Below are 26,449 nucleotides of genomic sequence, written 5' to 3'. Positions count from 1 at the left end.
GCTTCCTTCGGTCCCGTTTCACCGGGGCCCTCCGGGCGCTTCCCTTCGTTCTTGCGTTTCCGACTCTATCAGACTCTTTCGTGTCCGATTCCCGGCCGAAGCGGGTTACTGCTTGTTTCGCTTTCCAGTTCTTCGCTTTCGCGTTTCCCTTTCGGCGTGTCCACTACGTTAGCGGATTTCCGCTGCGGCTCAAAATCGAGCCGTGGGGCGAATTCCGGCATGCCGAAATTGCACCCGCCAGGGGTGAATCGTAGGTAGTGGTTGGCCCTCTCACGATGCCTCGACCCGGTCCGATGGACCGTGCCTGCAACAACTGCATCCGTTCAAGCGGCTCGGACTACATTAGGGAAACGGCTGGGGTGAGTCAAGTTGCGCGGCGGCGCGGCACATGGGCCCGGTACGGGCTGACCGTGGGGTCGCCGTCGATCCAGAAGCGCCACGGCTGATGGGCACCGTCACCGCCCACTCCGGTCCGAGGACCGCTCCGCACCTGGTCGCGGGGTGGAGGTGTCCCCCGGAGTACGGACAGGGGGCCCTGGGGACAGCCCACGACGTCGACACCGTTCAGCGCGCGGTCCACGTCGAGAGCGGTGGCCAGCCGGGCCGGCCCTTTGGCCAGTTCTCTGTCGTGGCGGGCCGAGAATCGACGTTTGCGGGCCAAGTCCGCACCGATGCCGATCTCCCCCGCGCGGAGCAGCACTCCGCTCGCCCGGCCCTCGGGACCGCACACCAGATTGAGGCAGTGCCACATCCCGTACGTGAAGTAGACGTACGAGTGGCCCGGCGGCCCGAACATCACACTGTTCCGTGCCGTGCGGCCGCGGAAGGCGTGGGAGCCGGGGTCGATCTCTCCCGCGTACGCCTCCACCTCCGTCAGCCGCACCTCGATGGGGCCCTGGTCGGTGTTCCTCACGAGGATGCGGCCCAGCAGATCGGGGGCCACCTCCTGGACGGAGCGGTCGAAGAAGTCCCGCGTGAGCGGGGTGTGGTCCGTGCCCTCGTTCATGGCGTCCGAGGGTACTGGGCTCGGCGCTCCGGGAACCGGCTACCGTCGTGGCGCGTATGTAGGGGTCAGGACCAAGGAGGAAAACATGGGCTTCAAGCGGCTGCTCGCGAGCATGGGTGCCGGCGGTGCTTCGGTCGAGACCGAACTGACCGAACTCAATGTCGTCCCCGGCGGGGTCGTCCAGGGCGAGGTCCGGATCCAGGGGGGATCCGTGGACCAGCAGATCGAGGGGCTCTCGGTCGGAATGCAGGCGCGGGTCGAGGTCGAGGGCGGGGACCAGGAGACCAAGCAGGACATCGAGTTCACCAAGCAGCGCCTGGGCGGTGCCTTCGAGGTGAAGGCGGGCGCGGTGCACGTCGTGCCGTTCGGGCTCGAGGTGCCGTGGGAGACGCCGATCACCATGTTCGCCGGGCAGCACCTGCGCGGCATGAACATCGGGGTGACGACGGAGCTGGAGATCGCCCGTGCGGTGGACTCCGGCGACCTCGACCCCGTCAACGTCCACCCGTTGCCCGCACAGCAGGCCATCCTGGACGCCTTCGGGCAGCTGGGCTTCGGTTTCCGCTCCGCCGACATGGAGCGTGGGCACATCCGCGGTACGCGCCAGCGTCTGCCCTTCTACCAGGAGATCGAGTTCTTCCCGCCGCAGCAGTACCGCGGACTGCACCAGGTGGAGCTGACGTTCATCGCCGACGACCGTGAGATGGACGTCGTCCTGGAGATGGACAAGAAGCCGGGCCTCTTCAGCGAGGGCAGCGACTCGTACCGCGCGTTCAAGGTGGGTCTCAACGACTACCAGGGCACGGACTGGGCCGCGTACCTCAACCAGTGGCTCGCGCAGGTCGGGGGCCAGCGCAACTGGCTCTGACACCCCCTAAGGTCGAGGGAAGGACATCCCACAGCCGATCAGGAGAGGTGCTGACGTGACCGAGCCGAAGAGGGCGCCGCTGCCGCACGACTTCCACCCGGAGGTCCCTTCGTTCACCGTGGTGAGCGAGGACCTCGCGCCGGGTGCCGTGCTGGCGGACGCCCAGGTGTACGCGGCGGGCAACACCTCGCCGCAGCTGCGGTGGGAGGGCTTCCCCGCCGGGACGAAGAGCTTCGCCGTGACGTGCTTCGACCCGGACGCCCCGACGGGCAGCGGGTTCTGGCACTGGGTGCTCTTCGACATCCCGGCCTCGGTCACGGAGCTCCCGGCCGGTGCGGGGAGCGGGACCTTCGCCGGGCTGCCCCCGGGGGCGGTCCAGGCCCGGAACGACTACGGGTCGAAGGACTTCGGCGGTGCCGCGCCGCCGGCCGGTGAGAAGCACCGCTACGTCTTCACCGTCTACGCGGTGGACACCGAGAAGCTCGGCCCCGACAGCGACGCCTCGCCCGCGGCGGTCGGATTCAATCTCCGGTTCCACACCCTGGGCCGAGCGCAGCTCGTCGGGGAGTACACCGCTCCCACAAGCTGAAGGTTCGCCTCCTGTTTGCCCTGCCCTGGTCTTGGAGAGATCAGGGCAGGGCACTTTTTATTGCGTTGTCCATCACGGTCCGCCCGGACAGAGTTGTTCCGGGTCCGCCGGCAGACGGGCGGCACACGGGAGGTGGGCGGGATGCGGGACACACTTGTACTCAATGCGAGCTTCGAGCCGCTGTCGACGGTGACGCTCAACCGCGCGGTGGTCCTGATCCTCCAGGACAAGGCCGTCGTCGAGCAGTCGCATCCCGGACTCCGTATGCGCGGTGCCGCCGTGGACATCCCGGTGCCCCGGGTGATCAGACTCTGCCGGTACGTACGGGTGCCGTTCCGAAGACACGCGCCGTGGTCCAGGAGGGGTGTGCTCATACGGGACCAGCACCGGTGTGCGTACTGCGGCCGGCGGGCGAGCACCGTGGACCACGTGGTGCCGCGCGCCCAGGGCGGTCAGGACACCTGGCTGAACACCGTCGCCTCGTGTGCCGAGGACAACCACCGCAAGGCGGCCCGGACGCCCGAGCAGGCGGGCATGCCGCTGCTGCGGCAGCCCTACGTCCCCTCGCCGGCGGACGCGATGCTGCTCGCGCTGGGGGCCGGTGACCGGTCGGCGCTGCCGGAATGGCTGGCGCGCTCGGCGGCGTGATCGACGCGCGTGTACGGACGTGGAGCCCGTCCCCCCGGACCGGAGGGGGCGGGCTCCCGTGCGTCAGCGGAGCAGCAGCTGGACGATGGCCGCAGTGCCGACGACGACGATCAGGATCCGCAGGAAGCGCGGGCTGAGCCGGCGGCCGACCTTGGCGCCTATCTGCCCGCCGATCGCGGAGCCCAGCGCGATGAGCACGACGGCCGTCCAGTCGAAGTCGGCGACGAAGAGGAAGAAGAGCGCCGCGATGCTGTTCACGACGGCGGCGAGGACGTTCTTGACGGCGTTGAGGCGCTGCATCGTGTCGTCGAGCAGCATGCCCATCAGGGAGAGGTAGATGATGCCCTGCGCCGCCGTGAAGTAGCCCCCGTAGACGCTGGCGAGCATCAGGCCGACGAAGAGCAGCGGCCCGCCGTCGGGGCGGGCGGAGGTCCCGTTGTGCTCACGCCTGCGCTGGACCGCCTTGCTGATGCGGGGCTGAAGGATCACCAGGACGAGCGCGAGGGCCACCAGGACGGGGACGATCGTCTCGAACGCCGTGGAGGGCAGGGCGAGCAGGAGCGTCGCGCCGGTGAGTCCGCCGATCAGCGCGCCGGCGCTGAGCTTCAGTATCCGGCGGCGCTGGCCGGTGAGTTCTTCGCGGTAGCCGATCGCCCCGCTGATGGAGCCGGGGATCAGCCCGAGTGCGTTGGACACGGTCGCGGTGACCGGTGGCAGGCCGGTGGCGAGCAGCACCGGAAAGGTGATCAGCGTGCCGGATCCGACGATGGTGTTGATCGTGCCGGCGCCGACCCCGGCCGCGAGGACGGCGAGCATTTCCCAGATGGACAAGGCCATCTCCTTCGATGGTCAGTGATGCCTCCCCGCCATGAAGGTCGAGGGGCCTCACTGATCATGCACGAAGGTGTTTCCCGGTCATTCGACCGGGGGCTGCTCCCTGCGCTCCGTACCGGTGTTGAAGCCGGGGGCACCGCTGCCGAGGTTGCCGAAGGCCCCGCTGAGGCCCTTGAGCGCGTCGCCGATCTCGCTGGGCACGATCCAGAGCTTGTTCGCGTCCCCCTCGGCGATCTTGGGGAGCATCTGGAGGTACTGGTACGAGAGGAGCTTCTGGTCCGGGTCCCCCGCGTGGATGGACTCGAAGACCGTACGGATGGCCTGGGCCTCGCCCTCGGCGCGCAGCGCGGACGCCTTGGCCTCACCCTCGGCGCGCAGGATCGCGGACTGCTTCTCACCTTCGGCGGTGAGGATCGCGGACTGCCTGATGCCTTCCGCGGTCAGGATCGCGGCGCGCTTGTCACGGTCGGCGCGCATCTGCTTCTCCATCGAGTCCTGGATGGAGGTGGGCGGCTCGATGGCCTTCAGCTCGACGCGGTTGACGCGGATGCCCCACTTGCCGGTGGCCTCGTCGAGGACTCCGCGCAGCGCGGCGTTGATCTCCTCGCGGGAGGTCAGGGTGCGCTCGAGGTCCATGCCACCGATGATGTTGCGCAGGGTGGTGACGGTGAGCTGCTCGATCGCCTGGATGTAGCTGGCGACTTCGTAGGTGGCGGCGCGCGCGTCGGTCACCTGGTAGTAGATGACGGTGTCGATGTTGACGACGAGGTTGTCCTGGGTGATCACCGGCTGCGGCGGGAAGGGGACGACCTGTTCGCGGAGGTCGATCCGGTTGCGGATCGAGTCGATGAACGGGACGACGATGTTCAGCCCGGCGTTGAGGGTGCGGGTGTAGCGGCCGAAGCGCTCCACGATGGCGGCACTGGCCTGCGGGATGACCTGGATCGTCTTGATCAGGGCGATGAAGACGAGCACCACCAGAATGATCAGGACGATGATGATCGGTTGCATCGTGTGCCTCGTGCCCTTCGGTTGCCGACGGATCGCGATGATCGAGGCCGAACTGTCGTGGTGGTCACGACAGTTGCGTTCTCATGATGATCGACTTCGAGTGTGGCAGACTGCGAGCTGCCGTGTGACCGGTTCGCTCACATGACGACGGCCGTTGCACCGTCGATGTCCACGACGTCGACCTGGAGGCCGGGTTCGAAGCTCTGGCCGGCGTCGAGTGCGCGGGCGGACCAGACCTCACCGGCGAGCTTGATGCGCCCGCCGTTGGCGTCCACCCTTTCCAGCACCACGGCTTGACGGCCTTTCAGGGCGTCGATGCCGGTGGCCTCCCCGGGGCGGCCCGCACGGTGTCTGGCCGCGATGGGGCGTACGACGGCGATCAGGGCCACCGACACCACGACGAAGACCAGCACCTGGGCCACGATGCCGCCGCCCAGGGCCGCGACGACGGCAGCGGCCACCGCCCCGACGGCGAACATCCCGAATTCGGGCATCGCGGTCAGGACGAGGGGGATGCCCAGTCCCACCGCTCCGATCAGCCACCACACCCACGCGTCGATGTCCACAGGGTCATCGTAGGACCGCGAGTGTGCTCCCCGACAGGGCGCCGGAGAGGTTGGCCGTGGTGCGACTACCCGCCGAGGGGCAGCCCGCGGGCGGTGTAGCGGTCGCCGTGGTGCTCGACGACGAGCGGCAGGCCGAAGCAGAGGGAGAGATTCCGGGAGCTGAGCTCGGTCTCCATGGGGCCGGCGGCCAGCACCTTGCCCTGGCGGATCATCAGGACGTGCGTGAAGCCGGGGGCGATCTCCTCGACGTGGTGGGTGACCATGATCATGGAGGGGGCGTACGGGTCCCGGGCCAGCCGGCCCAGACGGCGCACCAGGTCCTCGCGCCCGCCGAGGTCGAGCCCCGCGGCGGGCTCGTCGAGGAGGAGCAGCTCGGGGTCGGTCATCATGGCGCGGGCGATCAGGGTGCGCTTGCGCTCACCCTCGGAGAGCGTGCCGAACTTGCGGTCGAGGTACTCGGTCATGCCGAGGCGGTCGAGGAAGGCGCGGGCGCGCTCCTCGTCGACGGCCTCGTAGTTCTCGTGCCAGGTGGCGGTCATGCCGTACGCGGCGGTGAGCACCGTCTGCAGCACGGTCTGGCGCCTGGGGAGCTTTTCGGCCATCGCCACACCGGCGATCCCGATGCGGGGCCGGAGCTCGAAGACGTCGGTCCCCACCCCGCCGAGCCGCTCGCCGAGGATCTTGGCCGTACCGGTGCTGGGGAAGAGGTAGCTGGACGCGATGTTGAGGAGGGTGGTCTTGCCGGCGCCGTTCGGGCCCAGGATGACCCAGCGCTCCCCCTCCTTGACCGACCAGGAGACGTCGTCCACCAGAGCGCGTCCGTCGCGGACCACGGATACGTCCACCAGCTCCAGTACATCGCTCATGGCGCGTTGTCTCCCCATACAGTGTCGAGATCGTCGCGTGCCTGTGGGCACAGCTCCCAGGGAAAACCTACGCCACCCGGAGAGTGCTCAGGCCTTGGGGCCGTTCCCTAGGCTGTCCTCATGCTTTCGGAACCACGCTCAGGGCGGCTGGCCGCATGGGGAAACGCGCTTTTGGCCGGACTTGTGTCACCCGACGACGCGGCACTCGCGATCGTCGGCGAGGACACGGTCCATCGTGTCGAGGGGCTGCCGGGTGAGGACGGTCCGGTCGGTCTCACCTTGGCGCTCGGCCGCCTCAGAGGCCTGGGCGCGACCGGCTTCCGGGTCGCGCTGCCGGTGCCCGGTCATCCGCTGGGCCTCAGCGGTCCGCCCGACTTCAACGCGCGCGCCCTCGACGCGCAGGAGGCCGTCGTCACCTCAGGCGCGCCGTACGGCCTCGTGCCGGAGGTGAGTGAGGCGGGGCCGGCCGGGGACCAGCACGTCGAGGTGGTGTGGCACTGCCTGCCGGTACGGGAGGCGCCGCCTGCCGATGTGCCGTCGCTGGGCGAGGCGGAGCGGGAGCTGGCCGAGGCCCTGCGGGATGCGACGGCGGTGCTGTCGCGGCTGGACGTGGCCGGCTCCGGGCCGGTCGCGGAGGCGGCGGTGGACGCCTACCGTGCGCGGGTGGAGCGGGGGCGCGAGGTATTGGCCCCGGGGTATCCCCCGCGGGCGGTCCGGGTGCTTGAGCTGGCTCAGCGGGTGGGACTGCTGGTGTCGGTGGCCCACGAGAACGGGCACGGCGGCGCGGTGAGCGCTTCGGAGATCGCGGCCCGGGGTGAGGCGCTGCGGCCGGTGGAACGGGTGGCCCGGCGGGCGCAGGTCGCGGCGTACAACGCGTACGTGGAGGAGCGGGGGCGGTAGGGCGCCCTCGGCCACGGCGCCCGGCCGGGTACGGGACCGGGCGGGTACAGGCCCGGCCGGATACAGGACCGAGCGGAACGGGACCGGCCGGAACGGGACCGGGCAGCACAGGACCGGGCGGAACGGGACCGGGGGGAAGGGACCGGGCGGCACAGGACCGGCCGCCGGGGGCTCGGTCGAGCCCGCCCGGCGGCCGGTGGGGTGAGTGGCCGGTCAGCCGTTGAGGCCGAAGTTGCCGAAGGCCGGGTTCAGCAGACCCACGACGTTGACGGTGTTGCCGACCACGTTGACCGGGACGTGCACCGGGACCTGGACGACGTTGCCCGAGGCGACGCCTGGGGAGCCGGCGGCCGTGCCGTGGGCTCCCGCGCCGCCGTGGCCCGTCGCGGAGGCGGCTCCGGCACCGGCGGCGATGATCCCGCCCGCGATCATGGTGACGGCTGCGGCCTTCTTCAGGGTCTTCACTTCAGGATCCTCCTCGCGTCGCCGCGGCGGTCGCCGTGGCATGCAAGGGGAACGTCGTCGCACCCCGGGAGGATGCGCCATACGGGTGACATACACCCGACAGTATGAATCTCGGACTGGACGCGACCCGTCCGCTTGTCCTGCCGCCGGACGACCGGGATCCCCATGAGCCCGCCTCGGGTGGACGGCCACCGGCGCGGCCCCTTCCCCCCGGGGCGCCCGGAGGCGGACCGCAGCACTCAGGCCGCGCGCCGCGACCCCCGCGCCCCATAGCCCTGCGGCGCGGCAGGGCGGACGGCACCGGACGGCACCCCCCGTGAGCGCCTGGCGCCGCACGGCGACGGCGTCCCCGCCGGCCGGCGGCTCCCCGCAGGATCAGCAGAACCCATAGCCCTCGCGCCCACCTGAGGCCGCCCCGCGCCCGCCCCCGCCGGCCGGTCCCCAGGTCAACCCGGTGCGCGCAGCATCCAGGTCAGCCCGCGGCTCCGTGGCGGACCGCCCACAGCGCCGCCTGGGTCCTGTCCGCCAGGTCGAGCTTCATCAGGATGTTCGACACATGGGTCTTCACCGTCTTCTCCGACAGGACGAGCGCCCGCGCGATCTCCCGGTTGGAGCGCCCGTCGGCGATCAGCCCCAGCACCTCGCGTTCCCGTTCGGTCAGGGTGCTCCCCCGCCCCGTGCCGCCCCCCGCGTCCTCCTGCGCGAGCAGGGCGCCGGCGACCTCCGGCTGGAGCAGGACATGGCCCGCGTGCACCGAGCGGATGGCGCCGGCGAGGGCGTCCGGGTCCACGTCCTTGTAGACGTATCCCGAGGCTCCCGCCCTGAGCGCGGGCACCACCGTGCGCTGCTCGGTGAAGCTGGTGACGATCAGGACCTTCGCGGGGTTCTCCAGTTCCCGGAGCCTGCGCAGTGCCTCGATCCCGTCCGTGCCCGGCATCTTGATGTCCATCAGGACCACGTCCGGGCGCAGCTCCTCGGCCCTGGCGACACCCTCCGCGCCGTCCGGTGCCTCCCCGACGACCTCTATGTCGTCCTGGACCTCCAGGAAGGTGCGAAGACCACGGCGGACCACCTGGTGATCGTCCACGAGCAGCACCTTGATGATCTTGTCAGCCACAGGGAACCTCCATCTGGACGGTCGTGCCCTCGCCGGGCCCCGATACGACGGTGAGGCGGCCTCCGACGCTGCCCGCCCGGTGCCGCATCGACACGAGGCCCAGATGCCGGCCCGCGTGGCGCACCGCGTCGGTGTCGAAGCCGCGGCCGTCGTCGGTGATCCGCAGCACGGCGGCGGAGGTGTCGCGGGTGAGGGTGACGGCGACCCGCCCGGCGCCCGAGTGACGCAGGGCGTTGTGCAGCGCCTCCTGGGCGACCCGGAGCATCGCCTCCTCCTGTCCGGAGGGCAGGGCGCGCACCCCGGCGCTCTCGAAGGTGACGCGTGCGCTGTGGGCGCGGTCCAGGACCTGGACCTGTGTACGGAGCGTGGCGACCAGACCGTCCTCGTCGAGGGCGGCCGGGCGCAGCTCGACCACGGCGGCACGCAGCTCGTCCACGGCTTCCCCCGCCAGGGCGGCGACCTGGTGGAGCTCGCCCTTGGCCCGGGCCGGGTCGCGGTCGACGAGGGCGGCGGCGGCCTGGGCGGTGAGGCGGAGCGAGAAGAGCTTCTGACTGACGGCGTCGTGCAGCTCGTGGGCGAGCCGGGACCGCTCCTCCGCGATGGTGAGTTCGCGGCTGCGCTCGTAGAGCCGTGCGTTGGTGAGGGCGATGGCGGCGTGCTGGGCGAGGATCCCGAGGAGTTCCTCGTCCTCCTCCGTGAAGCCGCAGCCGCCCGTCGGCCGGGGGCAGCGCTTGTTGGCCAGGAAGAGCGCGCCGATGGTCTCGTCGCCGTCCTGGATGGGCAGGCCGAGGAAGTCGGACATGTCGGGGTGGGTGTCGGGCCAGCCCTCGAAGCGGGGGTCCTCCCGCACGTCGGCGAGCCGCTGGGGCTTCGGTTCGTGGAGCATCGCCGCGAGGATGCCGTGCTGCCGGGGCAGCGGCCCGATGGCCTTCCACTGCTCGTCGCTGACACCGTCGACGACGAACTGCGCGAAGCCTCCGTGGTCGTCCGGCACCCCCAGGGCCGCGTACTCGGCGTCCAGCAGCTCGCGCGCGGAGGCCACGATCGTCTTGAGGACGTCCCTCACCTCGAGGTGCCGGCTCATGGCGAGCAGCGCGGCGCTGACCGCGGCGAGGCCCGACGGGGGGCGATGACTCATGTCCTCACCGTACCGGCGGGGCCGGAGCCGCCGTATCGGGCTGTGGACGGGCGCGACCCGGGGCCCGGGGCCTAGGCCGCCCTGCGCGAGGACCTCTGGGACGCGGCTGCCGGAGCCGTGGCCCGGCCCGCGGAGCCGCCTCGCCCCCGCCCCACGGCGGAGCCCCTGGGGAACCCGGGCCCTCACCCCGCATGCCCGACATGCCCCTTACGCTCCGCATCGCACAAGCAACGATTCGTGAGTGCGAAGGCCCCTCCATGTGAGCCCAGGCATAGGACCCACGTCACTTACGAAGACGGATAGTTGACGCAAAGCGGGCATCTTTGCGGGGTTCAAACCGGACAAGAGGGAACGAACGAGACCCCATTCCACTACCCAGCTTCGTACGTCACACCTTTGCCAGGCCATTTTGCTGGCGCTAAGAATTGCATCTGTCCCCGACGGAGATGCGCCCCGGCGCTTCCGTCCGCGTCCTCGCCGAGGACCCCTGCTATTCGAAGAGGTACGACTGTATGTCCGTGTCCCGCATCTCCAGCCGTAGCCGTCGCCTGAACAAGGCGCAGAAGCTCTCCGTCGCGGGGGTCTCGACCCTGGCCGCCGCCGCTCTCGCCTTCTCGCTCGTCCCCGACGACGCGTCGGCCACGACCGAGCCGCAGGCCGCTTCGGCCGCCGCGCCGGTCGCCTACACCGGCTCGCAGACGCAGAGCCTCAAGGCCACCGGCCTGGGGCAGAACACGACCGACCAGCTCGTGAAGTCCGTCGACGCGGCCAAGGCCGAGGAGGCGGCCGCGAAGAAGAAGGCCGCCGCCAAGGCCGAGGCGAAGGCCAAGGCCGTCGCCGAGGCCAAGAGCAAGGCCGCCGCCAAGAAGAAGGCGGAGGCGAAGGCCAAGGCCGCCGCGAAGAAGCGTTCCGCCGAGAAGGCCAGCCGCGCCGCCGACCGCAAGCCGGTCTACGCGAACAACCTTGACGGCTGGATCCGTGAGGCGCTCGCCATCATGGACAAGAAGGACATCCCCGGCACGTACGAGGGCCTGCACCGCAACATCATGCGTGAGTCCAGCGGTAACCCGCGCGCCATCAACAACTGGGACATCAACGCGATCAACGGCGTCCCGTCGAAGGGCCTGCTGCAGGTCATCAAGCCGACGTTCGACTACTACCACGTCAAGGGCACCAAGCACGACCAGTACGACCCGGTCGCGAACATCACCGCTGCGGCCAACTACGCCGCGGACAAGTACGGCTCGATCGACAACGTCGACAGCGCGTACTGAGCCACGCACCGAGCAAGGCCTGGCAGAGCTGACCCGCCGGCACGCAGCGTCGCGTGACCGGCAGGCACATGCCGAAGGGCGGCACCCCGCGGGGTGCCGCCCTCGGGCGTTTCCGGGCACCGGCGGACGCCCTCGGGCGTCGTCGCGTACCGGTGCGGCGGCGTTACTTGCGCATCACCTCGGGCTCGTGGCGGCGCAGCATCCGCGAGACCGCGAAGAAGAGGATGCCGCTCATGACGAGCATGACCGCGATGTCGATCCCCCACTGTCCGGCCGCGTGCTCCCAGAGCGGGTCCAGGTCGGTCGGGTTCTCCGGGTCCCACGGCGGCATCAGGTGCGCGAGGTCCAGCGTGGTGCCCGCGGCGGCCACCGCCCAGCGCGACGGCATCAGCCAGGCGAACTGCTCCAGGCCGGGCGATCCGTAGACCTGGAAGAGCACACCGGTGAAGACGACCTGGACGATGGCGAACATGACGAGCAGCGGCATGGTCTTCTCGGCGGTCTTCACGAGCGCCGAGATCAGCAGGCCCACCATCATCGAGGTGAAGCCGAGCACGATGATCGACAGGCAGATCTCCACGGCGGGGGGCATGAACAGGCCCTCCTCCGGCAGCTTGCGGGTGGAGAAGCCGATGCCGCAGATGATCACGCCCTGGAAGGCCGTGATCACGCCGAGAACGATCACCTTGGACAGCAGGTAGGCGGAACGGGAGAGGCCGGTGGCCCGTTCCCGCTCGTAGATGACCCGTTCCTTGATCAGTTCTCGTACGGAATTGGCCGCTGCGGCGAAGCACATGCCGACCGCCAGGATCAGCATGATCGTGCCGGCCTTGCCGTTGAACCGCGAGGGGGGTTCGGGCTCCGCGAGCCCGAACTCGGCGGGGATGACCACGCTGACGACGCCGAGCACGGCCGGCAGGAGCACCATCAGGAGAAGGAAGCCCTTGTCGGAGGCGATCACCGAGATGTAGCGGCGCATCAGCGTCCACAGCTGGGCCGCCCAGCCCGATGGCTTCGGCGGGCGCATCTGCTGCGGCGGGGGCATGTGTACGGACTGCGCGGCGACGGCGTCGATGTCCGCGGCGTACATCTGGTAGTGCTGCGAGCCGCGCCAGCGTCCCGCCCAGTCGTAGTCGCGGTAGTTCTCGAACGCGGAGAAGACGTCGGCCCAGCTGGTGTAGCCGAAGAAGTTCAGCGCCTCCTCGGGAGGGCCGAAGTAGGCGACGGAACCGCCGGGGGCCATCACCAGGAGCTTGTCGCAGATGGCCAGCTCGGCCACCGAGTGCGTGACCACCAGGACCGTACGGCCGTCGTCGGCGAGGCCGCGCAGCAGCTGCATGACGTCGCGGTCCATGCCCGGGTCGAGGCCCGAGGTCGGCTCGTCCAGGAAGATCAGCGACGGCTTGGTCAGCAGCTCCAGGGCGACCGAGACGCGCTTGCGCTGGCCGCCGGAGAGCGAGGTGATCTTCTTGTCCTTGTGGATGTCGAGCTTGAGCTCGACGAGGACCTCGTGGATCCGGGCGGTGCGCTCGGCCTCGGTGGTGTCCGCGGGGAAGCGCAGCTTGGCCGCGTACCGCAGAGCCCGGGTCACCGTGAGTTCCTTGTGCAGGATGTCGTCCTGCGGGACCAGGCCGATGCGCTGCCGCAGCTCGGCGAACTGCTTGTACAGGTTCCGGTTGTCGTAGAGGACGTCGCCCTGGTTGGCGGGCCGGTAACCGGTGAGCGCCTTGAGCAGGGTGGACTTGCCGGAGCCCGACGGGCCGATGACCGCGATCAGCGACTTCTCCGGGACACCGAAGGAGACGTCCTTGAGGATGTCCTTGCCGCCGTCGACCGTCACCGTGAGGTGGCGGGCGGAGAAGGAGACCTCACCGGTGTCGACGAACTCTTCCAGCCGGTCCCCGACCAGCCGGAAGGTCGAGTGACCGACACCGACGATGTCGTTCGGGCCGATGAGCGCCGATCCGGACTTGCTGAGCGGCTGGCCGTTGACGTACGTGCCGTTGTGGGACCCGAGGTCCCGGATCTCGAAGCGGCCGTCGGGCGTCGCCCTGAATTCCGCGTGCAGGCGCGAGACCTGCAGGTCGGAGACGACCAGCTCGTTCTCCAGCGCACGGCCGATGCGCATGACCCGGCCGAGGTCCAGCTGGTGGAAGGTGGTCGGGCTGCGGTCCCCGTAGACCGGCGGCGCCCCCGCCCCGCCTCCGGGAACACCCGCCCCGCCGTGGCCCTGCTGGTGCGGGACCGGGGCCTGCTGCCACCCCTGCTGTTGCGCGGGGCCGCCGGGCCAGCCGCCCGCCCCCTGCTGCGGAGGCTGCTGCACCGGGGCCTGCGGCTGCTGCACCGGGGCCTGCTGAGGGTGCTGCGCGGGGGCCTGCTGGGCCCCCACCGCCTGCCCGCCGTGGACTCCGGCACCCGCGGCGGCGGTGAGGCTCAGCCGCGGTCCGTCATTGGCGTTGCCGAGGTGCACGGCGGTACCGGGGCCGATCTCCTGCTGCTGGATCCGCCGGCCCTGCACATAGGTGCCGTTCGTGCTGCCGTGGTCCTCGATGGACCACCCGCGCCCGTTCCAGCTGATCGTGGCATGCCGCCACGACACTCTGGCGTCGTCGATCGTCAGGTCGCCCTGAGGATCGCGTCCGAGGGTGTACGACCTGGACGGATCGAGCGTCCAGGTCCTTCCGTTCAATTCCAGTACGAGTTCCGGCACTCCGCGCCCCACTAGTTGTCCCCCGTGTCGCTCCCGCCGCGGGGAGCCTAGGGATGCTGAACATCGTGGGGAACTATTCCAGGAGCGGTCCCCGGACGGAAAGCCGGGCGGCGTGAAGAGGGCGCGGAGGCTCCCTGTCCCGCCTGCCGACTCGGGAGAAAGTGGTAGGGAGCACCGCATCCGAGGCACCCTTCCTCCCGCCCGCCATCCCGCCCGGGGCCGTGTCCCGGCCTGTCCGCCACTCGGGACGGCTTCGGAGCTCCCCCCGGCCGCCCTATACGGTGGGAGCACCATGAGCGCATCTCAGCCACCTCGGTCTCCCCGGTCTCCTGAGCTCCCCGAGCCCCCTCGGTACGCGGACGCACCCACCCTTCTCGTCAAGATCTTCGGGAAGGACCGTCCCGGCATCACCGCCGGGCTCTTCGACACCCTGGCCGCCTTCGCCGTCGACGTCGTGGACATCGAGCAGGTGGTCACGCGGGGCCGCATCGTGCTGTGCGCCCTCGTGACCTCCCCGGCGCCGGGCGGTACGACGGAGGGCGACCTCCGGGCGACCGTGCACAGCTGGGCGGAGTCCCTGAAGCTCCAGGCCGAGATCATCTCGGGCACGGGCGACAACCGTCCCCGCGGTGACGGCCGTTCCCATGTGACCGTGCTGGGGCACCCGCTGACCGCGGAGTCCACGGCGGCCATAGCGGCCAGGATCACCTCCACGGGCGGCAACATCGACCGCATCTTCCGCCTGGCGAAATATCCCGTCACCGCCGTCGAGTTCGCGGTGTCCGGCACGGGGACGGAGGAGCTGCGCACCGCCCTGGCGACCGAGGCCGCCGGGATCGGTGTCGACATCGCGGTCGTGTCGGCCGGGCTCAGCCGCCGTGCCCAGCGCCTGGTCGTGATGGACGTGGACTCGACGCTGATCCAGGACGAGGTCATCGAGCTCTTCGCGGCCCACGCGGGCTGCGAGGCCGAGGTCGCCTCGGTGACCGAGCAGGCCATGCGGGGCGAGCTCGACTTCGAGCAGTCGCTGCACGCACGCGTGGCGCTGCTGGCGGGGCTCGACGTCTCCGTGGTGGACAAGGTGCGGACGGAGGTGCGGCTGACCCCCGGGGCCCGCACCCTGATCCGCACGCTGAAACGGCTCGGCTACCAGGTGGGTGTGGTGTCCGGCGGCTTCACCCAGGTCACGGACGACCTCAAGGAGCGTCTCGGACTGGACTTCGCCTCCGCCAACACGCTGGAGGTCGTCGACGGCAAGCTCACCGGCCGGGTCGTGGGCGACATCGTGGACCGGGCCGGGAAGGCCCGGCTGCTGCGCAGCTTCGCGGAGCAGGCGGGGGTGCCGCTGGCGCAGACGGTCGCGATCGGTGACGGGGCCAACGACCTGGACATGCTGAACACGGCCGGCCTCGGCGTCGCGTTCAACGCCAAGCCGGTCGTACGCCAGGCCGCCCACACGGCGGTGAACGTGCCGTTCCTCGACACCGTGCTGTACCTGCTCGGGATCACGCGCGAGGAGGTCGAGGCCGCCGACGGCCTCGTGGACTGACGTACGCGCCGCCGCCCGGTGGACGGTGGCGGCACACCCCCTTCAAGGAACGGCGTACGCGCAGGGGCGCCGGCACAGCGTGCCGGCGCCCCTTTTCCGAGTCCGTGGTCAGTCGTTCGGCGTCCAGTACTCGACGAGCTTGCCCACGCCGTGCTCCAGCGTCTTCCAGGGGCCGGTGAACTCGACGACGGCATAGGCCGCGGTCGGGAAGCCGTCCCTGGTCATGCGGGCCAGGGCGTCCCCCTCGCCCGAGCCGCTGAGCGCGTCCGCGGCGCCGTGCATCCCGGGGTTGTGGCCGATGACCAGCAGGTTCCGCACGTCGTCGGGGGTCTCGCCGAACAGGGCGATCAGTTCACCGAGAGAGGCCTCGTACAGCCTCTCCTCGTACACGGTCCTGGGGCGCTGCGCGAACTCGTGGACCGCGAGCTTCCAGGTCTCGCGGGTCCTGGTGGCGGTCGAGCACAGCGCCAGGTCGAAGGCGGTTCCTGAATCGGCCAGCTTGCGGCCGGCGACGGGGGCGTCCTTCCTGCCCCGTTCGGCCAGGGGCCGCTCGTGGTCGGACTCCTGCGACCATTCCGCCTTTGCGTGCCTGAGAAGGACGATCCTGCGAGGTGTATCGGCGCTCATACACCTCAGCTTCGCATGAATTACGCATCCGGGCGCAGGGTGTTGACGTGCTCGACCGCTGAGGGTGAACGACGGCGCCGGAGGGGCCGGTCAGGCGGGCAGCAGCGTCAAGAGGTGGCCGAGCAGCCGGCCGATGGCGGGGTCGCCGGAAGCCGCGTGGGCCTGGCCGGGTTCCACGATCAGCAGGAGCAGCGCGGCGAAGGCGAGGGCGGGCAGCACCACCGCCCACCACGGCAGCCGGACGTCGACGGTGCCCTCGGCCGGGCGGTGGGTCCGGGTGCGTGTACGGGCCGGCATGTCCGCCTCCGTGGTCCTCGGTTGTGTCACCCAGAACCTACGGGCCGGCCCGCGGCGGTCCCATCCGGTGACCCACCCACTCGACCCTGAACCTGACCCCCTAGGGGATGGTGGGGACAGCCCCACCCTCGGGCGGTCAGGGGGAGGCGATGGTGGCGATCACTCCGATGACCACGGAGATGAGAAGCATCGTCCCGAACACGAGGAGAAGCTTCTTCTGGCCGTTCTGGGGATTCGGATCGAGCACTGGCATGCGCTCAGTGTCGCATCTCAGCATTCGTCCTCGATCGTCCGGTCCCGCCCCGCGAGCACCCCGGCCACCATCTGCGGCACGAGGAGAGCCGCCATCAGGGCGATCGGCAGCCCCCAGCCCCCGCTGTGCTGGTAGAGCACGCCGACGAGCAGAGGTCCGGGGGCGGCGATCAGATAGCCCGTGGACTGGGCGAAGGCGGAGAGCCTGACCACCCCGGCGCCCGTGCGGGCACGCATCCCGATCATGGTGAGGGCGAGCGGGAAGGCGCAGTTCGCGATGCCGAGCAGCAGGGCCCAGAGCCAGGCGCCACCGGCCGGGGCCAGGTAGAGGCCGGCGTAGCCGACGAGCCCGCATCCGCCCAGGACCAGGGCGATCGCCCCCTGGTTCTTCAGCCGGGCGGCGACGCGCGGGATGACGAAGGCGAGCGGTACGCCCATGGCCATGGTCACGGCGAGCAGGACGCCGGCGGTGCCCGCCGAGACCCCGGCGTCGCGGAAGATCTGCGGCATCCACTGCATGGTGATGTAGGCCGCCGTGGCCTGGAGGCCGAAGAAGCAGGCGAGCGCCCAGGAGGTGCGGCTGCGGGTGATCCGCAGCGCGGGAGCCGGCTGCGGCGCCTGGCCCCGCGGCTGCCCCGAGCCCGGAGCGCGGTCCCGTACGAGCGGGAGCCAGGGCAGGACGGCCACTGCGGCGAGCGCCGCCCACACCACCAGTCCGGTCCGCCAGTTGCCGCCCAGGGCGTCGGTCAGGGGCACGGTGAGGGCGGCGGCGAGGGCGGTGCCGAGGGCCAGGGCCATCGAGTAGAGGCCGGTCATGGTGCCGACCCGGTCGGGGAACCAGCGCTTGACGATGACGGGCATCAGGATGTTACTGACCGCGATCCCCATCAGCGCGAGGGCACTGGCGGCGAGGAACCCGGCGGTACCGCCCACGAAGGGGCGCAGCACCAGGCCCGCGGCGATGGCCACCATCCCGGCGCAGACGACGGCACCGGCGCCGAAGCGGCGGGCCAGCCGGGGGGCCGTGAAGCCGAACAGCGCGAAGCAGAGCGGCGGTACGGAGGTGAGGACCCCCGCGACGCTGCCGCTCATGTGGAGCCCGTCCCGGACCTCTTCGAGGAGCGGGCCGAGGCTGGTGATCGCGGGCCGCAGGTTGAGCGCGGCGAGAACCAGGCCGAGGGTGACGATCCGCAGCAGCCAGGGCGACGGTGCCGGAAGGGACGGCGCGCGTGTGGGGGTGGCGGCGGGGCTCAGGGTCGGGGTCTCGTCGGAACGCATGGGACCCATCATAGAATCATGGGATGATTGACTGTCCACCTCGCGTCGGCTCCCGGTACCTCGGCTCCTGAGACAATCGGGGAGACGATCCGACGGGCCCGCACCTCCCGGACGACCCCTTCCGGAACACGAGCAAGGAGCAGCATGGCGCTGACGTCCCCGCGGCGGTCGGCTCTCGCCGACCAGGTGATTGCCCAGCTGAGGAATCAGATCACCTCCGGCGAGTGGCCCGTGGGCTCGCGGATCCCCACCGAACCGGAGCTGGTCGAACAGCTGGGGGTCGCCCGCAACACGGTGCGCGAGGCGGTGCGCGCCCTGGCACACAACGGGCTCCTGGACATCCGCCAGGGCTCCGGCACGTACGTGGTGGCGACCAGCGAGCTGGCCGGGGTGATGCAGCGCAGGTTCGCGGACGCCGACCCCCGGCACGTGGCGGAGCTGCGCTCCACGCTGGAGTCCTCGGCGGCCCGGCTGGCCGCCCTGCGGCGCACCGACCGGGACCTGCGGCAGCTGGACGCGCTCATGGCGCGGCGTGAGGAGACCTGGGCGTCCGGGGAGCTGGAGGCGTTCGTGGCCGCGGACGCGACCTTGCACCTCGCGGTGGTCGCCGCGTCCCACAACGACGTGCTGACGGAGCTCTACGCCGATCTGAACGACCTGCTCCGTGACTGCCTCCGCGACGACGTGGGTCCGGAGCTGCGGCCCGAGGAGCTCATGGACCACACCCGGCTGGTCGAGGCGATCCGGGCGGGCGACGCGGAGACGGCCGCCGCCGAGGCCGCGGCCCACGCGATGGACTGCCTGCGCGAGCGGGTCTGACGCCCCCGTAGGAAGAACGGGTCCTGGGGGGGGCGACCCGGCCAGGAGCCGGATCGGATGCGGAGCGGACGGAGCCCCTCAGGAGGTCACCGAGTGGCTGACCCACACCGAGCCGACCTCTTTCCAGCAGCGGTCCTCCAGCTTGACCGTCCGGCCGGGCTGCACGGCGACCGCGCTGCTGTCGGCGTCGACGTCCCACCAGCGCGCGCACTCGGTGTGGAGGCGTACGACATCGGTGGTGGGATACGGGTTGTGGCAGTAGGCGGTCACCCGCGAGCCCTCGACCGACGTACGGCATTCGGAGCCCGAGGGCTCGGGGTCCGGCGCGAGGGGCGCCGACGCTCCGCTCCCCGCCCGGCCGGCCGCGCTGACGGCCACCGGAGCCAGGATTCCGGCGACGACGGCCGCCGCTGCGAGCAGGGCCCAGGTTCGGCGACGTGTGGAGCGCACAGCGATCTCCTCCCCACAGCCTGACCAGAAGTCCGGTTCCCCCACATTCTGCGGTGGGGCGGCCATCTTTTCGACTCGAGCGCGAAGCGGCGGGCCGGGGCGTACGGCGATCGCGGGACGTGCCACGGCATCGCGGGCCACGGGGCCGGACGCGCGAACGGCCGCGCACCCCGGCCAGGGGTACGCGGCCGCCGTCGAGCGGTGGGCGGTCAGGCGCCCATCATGTGCACGCCGCCGTCGACGTGGATGATCTCGCCCGTGGTCTTCGGGAAGAAGTCCGAGAGCAGCGCCACGACCCCGCAGCCGGCGGGCTCCGGGTCGGCCATGTTCCACTCCAGCGGGGAGCGGTGGTTCCAGACGTCCGCGAGCTCGCCGAATCCGGGGATGGACTTGGCGGCCATGGAGCCGATCGGCCCGGCCGAGATCAGGTTGCAGCGGATGCTGTCCTTGCCCAGGTCGCGGGCGAGGTAGCGGGAGGTGGCCTCCAGCGCGGCCTTGGCCGGGCCCATCCAGTCGTACTGGGGCCAGGCGAACTGCGCGTCGAAGGTGAGGCCGACGATCGAGCCGCCGTCCGCCATGAGGGGCTTGCACGCCATGGCGAGCGACTTCAGCGAGAACGCCGAGACGTGCATCGCCGTGGCGACCGACTCGAAGGGCGTGTTGAGGAAGTTGCCGCCGAGCGCGTCCTGCGGCGCGAAGCCGATGGAGTGGACGACGCCGTCCAGCGAGCCGAGCTCCTCCTTCACCAGACCGGCCAGCCGGTCCAGGTGCTCGTCGCTGGTCACGTCGAGCTCGATGACCTTGGCAGGCTTGGGAAGCTTCTTGGCGATCCGCTCGGTCAGCGTCGGCCGCGGGAAGGCGGTGAGGATGACCTCGGCGCCCTGCTCCTGGGCCACCTTGGCGGTGTGGAAGGCGATGGACGACTCCATCAGCACACCCGTGATGAGGATGCGCTTGCCGTCGAGAATTCCGCTCATGGTGATCAGTGACCCATGCCCAATCCGCCGTCAACGGGGATGACGGCTCCAGTGATGTAAGACGCGTCGTCGGACGCGAGGAAGCGCACCGCGGCGGCGATCTCGGCGGGCTGCGCGTAGCGGCCGAGCGGTACCTGCGACACGATGTCCTTGCGCTGCTCGTCGGTGAGCACCTGCGTCATGTCGGTGTCGACGAACCCGGGCGCGACGACGTTGAAGGTGATGTTGCGCGAGCCGAGCTCACGGGCCAGCGACCGGGCGAAGCCGACCAGGCCCGCCTTGGACGCCGCGTAGTTGGCCTGTCCCGCCGAGCCGAGGAGGCCGACGACGGAGGAGATCAGGACGACACGGCCCTTCTTCGCGCGCAGCATCGCGCGGTTGGCCCGCTTGACGACGCGGAAGGTGCCGGTGAGGTTGGTGTCGAGGACCGAGGTGAAATCGTCCTCGGACATCCGCATCAGCAACTGGTCCTTGGTGATACCGGCGTTGGCGACCAGTACCTCCACGGGACCGTGCTTCTCCTCGATCTCCTTGTAGGCCTGCTCCACCTGCTCGGTGTCGGTGATGTCGCACCGAACGCCCAGAACCCCCGCGTCGGTGAGGGCCTGAGGCGGCTCTCCCGAGCGGTAGGTGATGGCCACCTTGTCGCCGTTGTCGGCGAAGGCGCGGGCGATGGCGAGGCCGATGCCCCGGTTTCCTCCGGTGACGAGAACCGAGCGGCTCAACGGATCACCCTTTCCTTGGCGGTCTGGTACCTCGAAAACCTATCGGTACCACCCCTCATCCAGGGAATCGGCCTCTGACAGCGCCGTCGGGCCGCGACTGTCGGATCCCTACAGAAGGCTCCGGCCATGCCCTCGGCAAGGTAAAAGGAAGGCACGGAAAGACCGGGACCCCTCATGATTCACTGCGGAGACGTTTTTCAGAGGTGGAGAAGGGGAGGCCCGCGTGGCCCACGAGGTAGATCAGTCGTTCCTGGCCCTGCCACTGCGCGCCCTCGCCGACGCGGCGCTCGCCCGTGCCCGGGCGCTCGGCGCCGTACACGCGGATTTCCGGCTGGAGCGGGTGCGCGGCGCCTCCTGGCGGCTGCGGGACGCCCGGCCGGCCGGGACGTCGGACACCACCGATCTCGGGTTCGCCGTACGGGTGGTGCACGGCGGCGCCTGGGGGTTCGCGTCCGGGGTGGACCTGACCATGGACGCGGCGGCCAAGGTCGCCTCGCAGGCCGTGGCCATGGCGAAGCTGTCGGCGAAGGTGATCGCCGCGGCGGGCTCCGACGAGCGCGTCGAGCTGGCGGACGAGCCGGTGCACGGCGACCGGACCTGGGTGTCGGCGTACGAGCGGGACCCCTTCGACGTACCGGACGCCGAGAAGGCCGGGCTGCTGGCCGAGTGGAGCGCGCGGCTGCTGGCCGCCGAGGGCGTGGCGCACGTGGACGCGTCCCTGATGACCGTCCACGAGAACAAGTTCTACGCCGACACGGCCGGCACCGTCACCACCCAGCAGCGGGTGCGGGTGCATCCGCAGCTGACCGCGGTGGCGGTGGACGGCACGACCGGTGAGTTCGACTCCATGCGGACGATCGCGCCGCCGGTGGGCCGGGGCTGGGAGTACCTGACGGGCGCCGGCTGGGACTGGGACGCGGAGCTGGAGCGCATCCCCGGGCTGCTGGCCGAGAAGATGCGGGCGCCGAGCGTCGAGGCGGGGAGGTACGACCTGGTGGTCGACCCGTCGAATCTCTGGCTGACCATCCACGAGTCGATCGGCCACGCGACCGAGCTGGACCGGGCGCTGGGCTACGAGGCGGCGTACGCGGGAACGTCGTTCGCCACCTTCGACCAGCTGGGGAAGCTGGCGTACGGCTCCCCCGCGATGAACGTGACGGGCGACCGCACCGCCGAACACGGGCTCGCCACCGTCGGCTACGACGACGAGGGCGTGGAGGCGCAGTCCTGGGACCTGGTCAAGGACGGGACGCTGGTCGGCTACCAGACGGACCGGCGGATCGCGAAGCTGACGGGTCTGGGCCGCTCCAACGGGTGCGCGTACGCGGACTCGCCGGAGCACGTGCCCGTGCAGCGCATGGCGAACGTGTCGCTCAAGCCCGATCCCGGCGGGCTCTCCACCGAGGACCTGATCGGCGGGGTCGAGCGCGGGATCTACGTGGTGGGCGACCGGTCCTGGTCGATCGACATGCAGCGCCACAACTTCCAGTTCACCGGTCAGCGCTTCTTCCGCATCGAGAACGGCAGGCTGGCGGGCCAGCTCCGGGACGTGGCGTACCAGGCGACGACCACCGACTTCTGGGGCTCCATGGAGAAGGTCGGCGGCCCGCAGACCTATGTCCTGGGCGGCGCGTTCAACTGCGGCAAGGCCCAGCCGGGCCAGGTCGCCGCGGTCTCGCACGGCTGCCCCTCCGCCCTCTTCCGAGGCGTGAACATCCTCAACACGACGCAGGAGGCCGGGCGATGAGCCGCGTCAGCAAGCCGTACGAGATCGTCGAGCGCGCACTGGAGCTGTCCACCGCGGACGGCTGTGTGGTCGTGGCGGACGAGAACTCCTCCGCCAATCTGCGCTGGGCCGGCAACGCGCTGACCACCAACGGTGTGACGCGCGGACGGACCCTGACCGTGATCGCGACCGTGGACGGGGCCGAGGGGACCGCGTCGGGAGTGGTCTCGCGCTCGGCCGTGACCGCCGACGACCTGGAACCGCTCGTACGGGCCGCCGAAGCCGCCGCGCGCGGCGCGGGGCCCGCCGAGGACGCGCAGCCGCTGGTCTCCGGCGTCCCGGCGTCGGCCGACTTCACGGAGGCACCGGCGGAGACCGGCTCGGACGTCTTCGCCGACTTCGCGCCGGCGCTCGGCGACGCCTTCGCCCGGGCCCGCTCGGGCGGCCGTGAGCTGTACGGCTTCGCCCACCACCAGCTGACCTCGACGTACGTCGGCACGTCGACCGGTCTGCGGCTGCGCCACGACCAGCCGAACGGGACGCTCGAACTGAACGCCAAGTCCCCCGACCGGACCAGGTCGGCCTGGGCGGGCCGGGCGACGCGCGACTTCAAGGACGTCGATCCCGCCGCCCTGGACGCCGAACTGGCGCAGCGCCTGCGATGGGCGGAACGCCGGATCGAACTGCCCGCCGGGCGGTACGAGACGCTGCTCCCGCCGACCGCCGTGGCCGATCTGCTGATCTACCAGTACTGGTCGGCGGGTGCCCGGGACGCCGCGGAGGGCCGGACGGTCTTCTCCCGGCCCGGCGGTGGCACCCGGATCGGCGAGAAGCTCTCCGAACTGCCGCTGACGCTGCGCAGCGATCCGCACGCCCCGGGTCTGGAGTCCGCGCCGTTCGTGATCGCGCACGCCTCGGGTGACGGGGCCTCGGTGTTCGACAACGGGCTGCCGCTGGCTCCGACCGACTGGATCAAGGACGGCAGGCTGGAGCGGCTGACCACGACCCGGCACTCCGCCGGGCTGACCGGGCTGCCGGTGGCGCCCGCCATGGACAACCTGGTGCTGGAGGGCGGCGGTGAGCGGTCCCTGGAGGAGATGGTGGCCGCGACGACCGGCCGTGCCCTGCTGCTGACCTGTCTCTGGTACATCCGGGAGGTGGACCCGGCGACCCTGCTCCTGACCGGGCTGACCCGGGACGGGGTCTACCTGGTGGAGGACGGCGAGGTGGTCGGCGAGGTGAACAACTTCCGCTTCAACGAGTCCCCGGTCGGGCTGCTGTCCCGGGCGTCGGAGGCGGGCCGTGCGGAGAAGACGCTGCCGCGCGAGTGGGGCGACTACTTCACCCGTGCCGCGATGCCCGCGCTGCGCATCCCGGACTTCCACATGAGCTCGGTCAGCCGGGGCGTCTGACCGTCCTAGACTGGAGCGGCATGTCATCGAACCCCCCGAGGAGAGAATCGACCGTGACCGACATCGTCGACGAGCTGAAGTGGCGTGGGCTGTTCGCCCAGTCCACCGACGAGGACGCACTGCGCAAGGCTCTCGCGGACGGCCCGGTCACCTTCTATTGCGGGTTCGACCCGACCGCGGCGAGCCTTCACGTCGGCCACCTGGTGCAGGTCCTCACGATGCGGCGGCTCCAGCTCGCGGGGCTGAAGCCGCTCGCCCTGGTGGGCGGGGCCACCGGTCAGATCGGTGACCCGCGGCCGACCGCGGAGCGCACGCTGAACGACCCGGAGACCATCGCCGCGTGGGTCCAGCGGCTGCGTGGGCAGATCGAGCCCTTCCTCACCTTCGAGGGCCCGAACGCCGCGACGATGGTGAACAACCTGGACTGGACCGCGGGCCTGTCCGCGATCGAGTTCCTCCGGGACATCGGCAAGCACTTCCGGGTCAACAAGATGCTCACCAAGGACTCGGTGGCCCGCCGGCTGGAGTCCCAGGAGGGCATCAGCTACACGGAGTTCAGCTACCAGCTGCTGCAGGGCATGGACTTCCTGGAGCTGTACCGGCGCTACGGCTGCACCCTCCAGCAGGGCGGCAGCGACCAGTGGGGCAACCTCACCGCGGGCATCGACCTGATCCACCGCCTGGAGCCGGGTGCGCAGGTGCACGCGCTGGCGACCCCGCTGATGGTGAAGGCCGACGGCACGAAGTTCGGCAAGTCGGAGAGCGGCGCCGTCTGGCTGGACCCGGAGATGACGACGCCGTACGCGTTCTACCAGTTCTGGCTGAATGTGGACGACCGTGACATCTCGACGTACATGCGCATCCTCAGCTTCAAGAGCCGCGAGGAGCTCGAGGAGCTGGAGAAGCTCACCGAGGAGCGCCCGCAGGCCCGTTCGGCGCAGCGGTCGCTGGCCGAGGAGCTGACGACGCTGGTGCACGGCGGCGCGCAGTGCGCGGCGGTCATCGCGGCGTCGAAGGCGCTGTTCGGCCAGGGCGAGCTCGGTGAGCTGGACGAGGCGACGCTCGGCGCGGCCCTGTCCGAGGTGCCGCACGCCCGGGTGGCCGAGCTGGGCCCGGTGGTGGACCTCCTGGTCGAGGTCGGGCTGTCCGCCAGCAAGTCGGCCGCCCGCCGCACGGTCAAGGAGGGCGGGGCGTACGTGAACAACGCGAAGGTCACGGACGGCGAGAGCGCCCCCGCCACCGAGGAGCTGCTGCACGGTCGCTGGCTGGTGCTGCGCCGGGGCAAGAAGAACCTGGCCGCCGTCGAGGTCGTCACCGGCTGAGGCCCCTCCGCCCGACAGCACCGCGGCCGGTCACGCATGACGCGTGGCCGGCCGCGGTGCTGTGTCACACCCTTTTCAGGTTCTCTGCCTCTTGCCCTTGTTGCCCCTGATCGACTGCCAGAGCATGTCTCCGACACCGACGACGGCGACGGCACCGATCAGCTGCAGCACATGACGGATCCAGTCGATCCCCTTGGTGTCCTCCACGCCGATCCAGCCCGCCACCGCGTTGCCGAGGATGCTGCCGAGGATGCCGAACACCGCCGTCAGCCAGAGGGGGATGTCCTGCTTGCCGGGGAGGATCGCCCGCGCGATCACACCCAGCACCAGACCTACGATGATTGCCCACAGCCAGCTCATATCGCCTCCTCGTGCGGCGCGGTGTGCGCACGTCCGCCCAGTCTCGCCACCCTGGACGTACGCCGCATGCCGGACGGGGCCGAACGTGGCGCGGGGGGAGCGGACCGGTACGAAGGGGACACTCCCCGGTCTCGAAGCCGGCGGACACCGGGCGTACCGTAGGAGCCGCACCGTCCGGGGAAGTCCGGCACAGAGATCTGGTGGTGGAATCACGATGCGGAAGCAGAGCGGCCCGGAGGTATTCCGTATCACGGGCGCCCGGCAGGGACTCGCCGACGACGTGCGGGGCAGGCAGCGGCGCTACATCATCTCGATGTCCGTGCGCACCGTGTCCGTGGTGCTGGCGGCGACGCTGTGGAACGTGGAGCGGCATGTGGCGGTGGTGGCGCTCGCGCTGGGCGTTCTGCTCCCTTATGTCGCGGTGGTCATCGCCAACGCCGGTCGCGAGAACACCCCTTCGCTGCCTTCGACGTTCGTGCCCGCGCCGCTGCGTCCCGCTCTCGGCGCGCCCGCGGCGGCGGGCCCGGGGCAACCGGTCGCGGAGCCCGCCGCGGAACACCGCCGGCCGGGCGGCGCCGACGATCCCCGCCGTGCGGACTGACCGGCGACGCGGCGCGAAGCTCAAGAAAAGCTCAGATCAATCATGACGTTCCGCTGCACCGC

Annotated in this window: 28 protein-coding genes; 11 read left to right on the top strand and 17 right to left on the bottom strand. The window is 70.7% G+C overall.

Features of this window, described 5'->3' with window-relative positions; all coding sequences use genetic code 11:
* Positions 1-364: 364 nt before the first annotated feature.
* Positions 365-1,006, bottom strand: coding sequence for a DNA-3-methyladenine glycosylase (locus ACFY8O_RS12490; RefSeq protein ID WP_387901011.1), 642 nt, complete (start codon positions 1,004-1,006; stop codon positions 365-367).
* Positions 1,007-1,091: 85 nt separating this feature from the next.
* Here ACFY8O_RS12490 and ACFY8O_RS12485 point away from each other — a divergent pair, with 85 nt between their 5' ends.
* The 3 genes from ACFY8O_RS12485 to ACFY8O_RS12475 all read left to right on the top strand — a co-directional run bounded on the left by ACFY8O_RS12485 (position 1,092) and on the right by ACFY8O_RS12475 (position 3,111).
* A complete protein-coding gene (locus ACFY8O_RS12485) occupies positions 1,092-1,874 on the top strand; it encodes a sporulation protein (RefSeq protein ID WP_145802678.1) in 783 nt (260 codons plus the stop codon).
* Positions 1,875-1,929: 55 nt separating this feature from the next.
* Positions 1,930-2,463, top strand: coding sequence for a YbhB/YbcL family Raf kinase inhibitor-like protein (locus ACFY8O_RS12480; protein ID WP_387901008.1), 534 nt, complete (start codon positions 1,930-1,932; stop codon positions 2,461-2,463).
* Positions 2,464-2,604: 141 nt separating this feature from the next.
* The gene (locus ACFY8O_RS12475; protein ID WP_145802674.1) at positions 2,605-3,111 is read left to right on the top strand and encodes an HNH endonuclease; all 507 of its coding nucleotides are present in this window, start codon (positions 2,605-2,607) and stop codon (positions 3,109-3,111) included.
* Between the two features lie 63 nt (positions 3,112-3,174).
* Here the strand turns inward: ACFY8O_RS12475 and ACFY8O_RS12470 are convergent, their stop codons facing one another.
* The 4 genes from ACFY8O_RS12470 to ACFY8O_RS12455 all read right to left on the bottom strand — a co-directional run bounded on the left by ACFY8O_RS12470 (position 3,175) and on the right by ACFY8O_RS12455 (position 6,388).
* Positions 3,175-3,942: a sulfite exporter TauE/SafE family protein gene (locus tag ACFY8O_RS12470; RefSeq protein WP_387901005.1), complete on the bottom strand. Its 768-nt coding sequence runs from the start codon at positions 3,940-3,942 to the stop codon at positions 3,175-3,177.
* 84 nt (positions 3,943-4,026) lie between these two features.
* Positions 4,027-4,956 carry an SPFH domain-containing protein gene (locus ACFY8O_RS12465; protein ID WP_014157029.1) on the bottom strand — a complete coding sequence of 310 codons (930 nt, stop codon included), beginning with the start codon at positions 4,954-4,956 and terminating at the stop codon, positions 4,027-4,029.
* Positions 4,957-5,093: 137 nt separating this feature from the next.
* On the bottom strand, positions 5,094-5,522 hold the full coding sequence (locus ACFY8O_RS12460) for an NfeD family protein (RefSeq protein WP_387901003.1): 429 nt from the start codon (positions 5,520-5,522) through the stop codon (positions 5,094-5,096).
* Between the two features lie 65 nt (positions 5,523-5,587).
* Complete coding sequence (locus ACFY8O_RS12455) at positions 5,588-6,388, bottom strand: ABC transporter ATP-binding protein (protein ID WP_145802669.1); 801 nt, start codon at positions 6,386-6,388, stop codon at positions 5,588-5,590.
* Between the two features lie 120 nt (positions 6,389-6,508).
* Between ACFY8O_RS12455 and ACFY8O_RS12450 the strand changes: the two genes are divergently transcribed.
* Entirely contained in the window at positions 6,509-7,288 is a 780-nt protein-coding gene (locus tag ACFY8O_RS12450) for a hypothetical protein (protein WP_145802667.1), read from the top strand.
* 213 nt (positions 7,289-7,501) lie between these two features.
* On the opposite strand, the gene ACFY8O_RS12445 is transcribed toward ACFY8O_RS12450, so the two are convergent.
* The 3 genes from ACFY8O_RS12445 to ACFY8O_RS12435 form a co-directional block, all read right to left on the bottom strand.
* Positions 7,502-7,753 carry a chaplin family protein gene (locus tag ACFY8O_RS12445; RefSeq protein ID WP_145802665.1) on the bottom strand — a complete coding sequence of 84 codons (252 nt, stop codon included), beginning with the start codon at positions 7,751-7,753 and terminating at the stop codon, positions 7,502-7,504.
* Between the two features lie 472 nt (positions 7,754-8,225).
* On the bottom strand, positions 8,226-8,870 hold the full coding sequence (locus ACFY8O_RS12440) for a response regulator (protein ID WP_145802663.1): 645 nt from the start codon (positions 8,868-8,870) through the stop codon (positions 8,226-8,228).
* The gene (locus ACFY8O_RS12435) at positions 8,863-10,008 is read right to left on the bottom strand and encodes a GAF domain-containing sensor histidine kinase (protein ID WP_387900999.1); all 1,146 of its coding nucleotides are present in this window, start codon (positions 10,006-10,008) and stop codon (positions 8,863-8,865) included. Before ACFY8O_RS12435 ends, ACFY8O_RS12440 begins: the two co-directional genes overlap by 8 nt.
* A 512-nt stretch (positions 10,009-10,520) precedes the next feature.
* Here ACFY8O_RS12435 and ACFY8O_RS12430 point away from each other — a divergent pair.
* The gene (locus ACFY8O_RS12430; protein ID WP_145802658.1) at positions 10,521-11,282 is read left to right on the top strand and encodes a transglycosylase SLT domain-containing protein; all 762 of its coding nucleotides are present in this window, start codon (positions 10,521-10,523) and stop codon (positions 11,280-11,282) included.
* 163 nt (positions 11,283-11,445) lie between these two features.
* On the opposite strand, the gene ACFY8O_RS12425 is transcribed toward ACFY8O_RS12430, so the two are convergent.
* The gene (locus ACFY8O_RS12425) at positions 11,446-14,004 is read right to left on the bottom strand and encodes an ABC transporter ATP-binding protein/permease (protein ID WP_387900995.1); all 2,559 of its coding nucleotides are present in this window, start codon (positions 14,002-14,004) and stop codon (positions 11,446-11,448) included.
* Between the two features lie 280 nt (positions 14,005-14,284).
* Here ACFY8O_RS12425 and serB point away from each other — a divergent pair, with 280 nt between their 5' ends.
* A complete protein-coding gene (gene serB / locus ACFY8O_RS12420) occupies positions 14,285-15,541 on the top strand; it encodes a phosphoserine phosphatase SerB (protein WP_145802654.1) in 1,257 nt (418 codons plus the stop codon).
* Between the two features lie 108 nt (positions 15,542-15,649).
* Here serB and ACFY8O_RS12415 read toward each other — a convergent pair whose 3' ends face one another.
* The 4 genes from ACFY8O_RS12415 to ACFY8O_RS12400 form a co-directional block, all read right to left on the bottom strand.
* A complete protein-coding gene (locus ACFY8O_RS12415; RefSeq protein WP_145802652.1) occupies positions 15,650-16,168 on the bottom strand; it encodes a SixA phosphatase family protein in 519 nt (172 codons plus the stop codon).
* 90 nt (positions 16,169-16,258) lie between these two features.
* Complete coding sequence (locus tag ACFY8O_RS12410; RefSeq protein ID WP_145802650.1) at positions 16,259-16,465, bottom strand: hypothetical protein; 207 nt, start codon at positions 16,463-16,465, stop codon at positions 16,259-16,261.
* A gap of 136 nt (positions 16,466-16,601) precedes the next feature.
* The gene (locus tag ACFY8O_RS12405) at positions 16,602-16,718 is read right to left on the bottom strand and encodes an SGM_5486 family transporter-associated protein (RefSeq protein ID WP_086010434.1); all 117 of its coding nucleotides are present in this window, start codon (positions 16,716-16,718) and stop codon (positions 16,602-16,604) included.
* Positions 16,719-16,735: 17 nt separating this feature from the next.
* Positions 16,736-17,995, bottom strand: a complete 1,260-nt coding sequence (locus ACFY8O_RS12400) for a CynX/NimT family MFS transporter (RefSeq protein WP_387900991.1) — start codon at positions 17,993-17,995, stop codon at positions 16,736-16,738.
* Between the two features lie 144 nt (positions 17,996-18,139).
* Between ACFY8O_RS12400 and ACFY8O_RS12395 the strand changes: the two genes are divergently transcribed.
* A complete protein-coding gene (locus tag ACFY8O_RS12395) occupies positions 18,140-18,814 on the top strand; it encodes a FadR/GntR family transcriptional regulator (protein WP_145802646.1) in 675 nt (224 codons plus the stop codon).
* 78 nt (positions 18,815-18,892) lie between these two features.
* On the opposite strand, the gene ACFY8O_RS12390 is transcribed toward ACFY8O_RS12395, so the two are convergent.
* The 3 genes from ACFY8O_RS12390 to fabG all read right to left on the bottom strand — a co-directional run bounded on the left by ACFY8O_RS12390 (position 18,893) and on the right by fabG (position 20,966).
* A complete protein-coding gene (locus ACFY8O_RS12390; RefSeq protein ID WP_145802644.1) occupies positions 18,893-19,264 on the bottom strand; it encodes a hypothetical protein in 372 nt (123 codons plus the stop codon).
* A 209-nt stretch (positions 19,265-19,473) separates the two neighbouring features.
* Positions 19,474-20,241, bottom strand: a complete 768-nt coding sequence (fabI, locus tag ACFY8O_RS12385) for an enoyl-ACP reductase FabI (RefSeq protein ID WP_387900988.1) — start codon at positions 20,239-20,241, stop codon at positions 19,474-19,476.
* Positions 20,242-20,246: 5 nt separating this feature from the next.
* Positions 20,247-20,966 (bottom strand): 3-oxoacyl-[acyl-carrier-protein] reductase, encoded by a 720-nt coding sequence (gene fabG / locus ACFY8O_RS12380; protein ID WP_145802640.1) that lies wholly within the window; start codon positions 20,964-20,966, stop codon positions 20,247-20,249.
* Positions 20,967-21,189: 223 nt separating this feature from the next.
* Here fabG and ACFY8O_RS12375 point away from each other — a divergent pair, with 223 nt between their 5' ends.
* Genes ACFY8O_RS12375 through tyrS form a run of 3 tightly spaced genes read left to right on the top strand, consistent with a single transcriptional unit; the run spans position 21,190 to position 25,426 of the window.
* The gene (locus ACFY8O_RS12375; protein WP_387900985.1) at positions 21,190-22,713 is read left to right on the top strand and encodes a TldD/PmbA family protein; all 1,524 of its coding nucleotides are present in this window, start codon (positions 21,190-21,192) and stop codon (positions 22,711-22,713) included.
* Positions 22,710-24,104, top strand: coding sequence for a metallopeptidase TldD-related protein (locus tag ACFY8O_RS12370; protein WP_387900982.1), 1,395 nt, complete (start codon positions 22,710-22,712; stop codon positions 24,102-24,104). The genes ACFY8O_RS12375 and ACFY8O_RS12370 overlap by 4 nt, the downstream gene beginning before the upstream one ends.
* A gap of 53 nt (positions 24,105-24,157) precedes the next feature.
* Positions 24,158-25,426 (top strand): tyrosine--tRNA ligase, encoded by a 1,269-nt coding sequence (gene tyrS / locus ACFY8O_RS12365; protein ID WP_145802634.1) that lies wholly within the window; start codon positions 24,158-24,160, stop codon positions 25,424-25,426.
* Positions 25,427-25,501: 75 nt separating this feature from the next.
* Here tyrS and ACFY8O_RS12360 read toward each other — a convergent pair whose 3' ends face one another.
* Positions 25,502-25,786 carry a GlsB/YeaQ/YmgE family stress response membrane protein gene (locus ACFY8O_RS12360; RefSeq protein ID WP_145802632.1) on the bottom strand — a complete coding sequence of 95 codons (285 nt, stop codon included), beginning with the start codon at positions 25,784-25,786 and terminating at the stop codon, positions 25,502-25,504.
* Between the two features lie 214 nt (positions 25,787-26,000).
* Here ACFY8O_RS12360 and ACFY8O_RS12355 point away from each other — a divergent pair, with 214 nt between their 5' ends.
* Complete coding sequence (locus ACFY8O_RS12355) at positions 26,001-26,387, top strand: DUF3099 domain-containing protein (RefSeq protein ID WP_387900978.1); 387 nt, start codon at positions 26,001-26,003, stop codon at positions 26,385-26,387.
* The last annotated feature ends 62 nt before the right edge of the window (positions 26,388-26,449 follow it).

Origin of the sequence: Streptomyces argenteolus (assembly GCF_042902585.1) — a bacterium.
Classification (GTDB): domain Bacteria; phylum Actinomycetota; class Actinomycetes; order Streptomycetales; family Streptomycetaceae; genus Streptomyces; species Streptomyces argenteolus.
Note: the sequence above shows the minus strand (reverse complement) of the source record. Positions and strands in the feature narration are given on the sequence as shown.

Excerpts from the sequence above, each read along its gene's own strand:
- ACFY8O_RS12490 (WP_387901011.1), bottom strand. The coding sequence starts at position 1,006 with ATGAACGAGGGCACGGACCACACCCCGCTCACGCGGGACTTCTTCGAC.
- ACFY8O_RS12485 (WP_145802678.1), top strand. The coding sequence starts at position 1,092 with ATGGGCTTCAAGCGGCTGCTCGCGAGCATGGGTGCCGGCGGTGCTTCG.
- ACFY8O_RS12475 (WP_145802674.1), top strand. The coding sequence starts at position 2,605 with ATGCGGGACACACTTGTACTCAATGCGAGCTTCGAGCCGCTGTCGACG.
- ACFY8O_RS12465 (WP_014157029.1), bottom strand. The coding sequence starts at position 4,956 with ATGCAACCGATCATCATCGTCCTGATCATTCTGGTGGTGCTCGTCTTC.
- ACFY8O_RS12455 (WP_145802669.1), bottom strand. The coding sequence starts at position 6,388 with ATGAGCGATGTACTGGAGCTGGTGGACGTATCCGTGGTCCGCGACGGA.
- ACFY8O_RS12450 (WP_145802667.1), top strand. The coding sequence starts at position 6,509 with ATGCTTTCGGAACCACGCTCAGGGCGGCTGGCCGCATGGGGAAACGCG.
- ACFY8O_RS12435 (WP_387900999.1), bottom strand. The coding sequence starts at position 10,008 with ATGAGTCATCGCCCCCCGTCGGGCCTCGCCGCGGTCAGCGCCGCGCTG.
- ACFY8O_RS12430 (WP_145802658.1), top strand. The coding sequence starts at position 10,521 with ATGTCCGTGTCCCGCATCTCCAGCCGTAGCCGTCGCCTGAACAAGGCG.
- serB (WP_145802654.1), top strand. The coding sequence starts at position 14,285 with ATGAGCGCATCTCAGCCACCTCGGTCTCCCCGGTCTCCTGAGCTCCCC.
- ACFY8O_RS12415 (WP_145802652.1), bottom strand. The coding sequence starts at position 16,168 with ATGAGCGCCGATACACCTCGCAGGATCGTCCTTCTCAGGCACGCAAAG.
- ACFY8O_RS12410 (WP_145802650.1), bottom strand. The coding sequence starts at position 16,465 with ATGCCGGCCCGTACACGCACCCGGACCCACCGCCCGGCCGAGGGCACC.
- ACFY8O_RS12405 (WP_086010434.1), bottom strand. The coding sequence starts at position 16,718 with ATGCCAGTGCTCGATCCGAATCCCCAGAACGGCCAGAAGAAGCTTCTC.
- ACFY8O_RS12400 (WP_387900991.1), bottom strand. The coding sequence starts at position 17,995 with ATGCGTTCCGACGAGACCCCGACCCTGAGCCCCGCCGCCACCCCCACA.
- ACFY8O_RS12395 (WP_145802646.1), top strand. The coding sequence starts at position 18,140 with ATGGCGCTGACGTCCCCGCGGCGGTCGGCTCTCGCCGACCAGGTGATT.
- fabI (WP_387900988.1), bottom strand. The coding sequence starts at position 20,241 with ATGAGCGGAATTCTCGACGGCAAGCGCATCCTCATCACGGGTGTGCTG.
- ACFY8O_RS12370 (WP_387900982.1), top strand. The coding sequence starts at position 22,710 with ATGAGCCGCGTCAGCAAGCCGTACGAGATCGTCGAGCGCGCACTGGAG.
- ACFY8O_RS12360 (WP_145802632.1), bottom strand. The coding sequence starts at position 25,786 with ATGAGCTGGCTGTGGGCAATCATCGTAGGTCTGGTGCTGGGTGTGATC.
- ACFY8O_RS12355 (WP_387900978.1), top strand. The coding sequence starts at position 26,001 with ATGCGGAAGCAGAGCGGCCCGGAGGTATTCCGTATCACGGGCGCCCGG.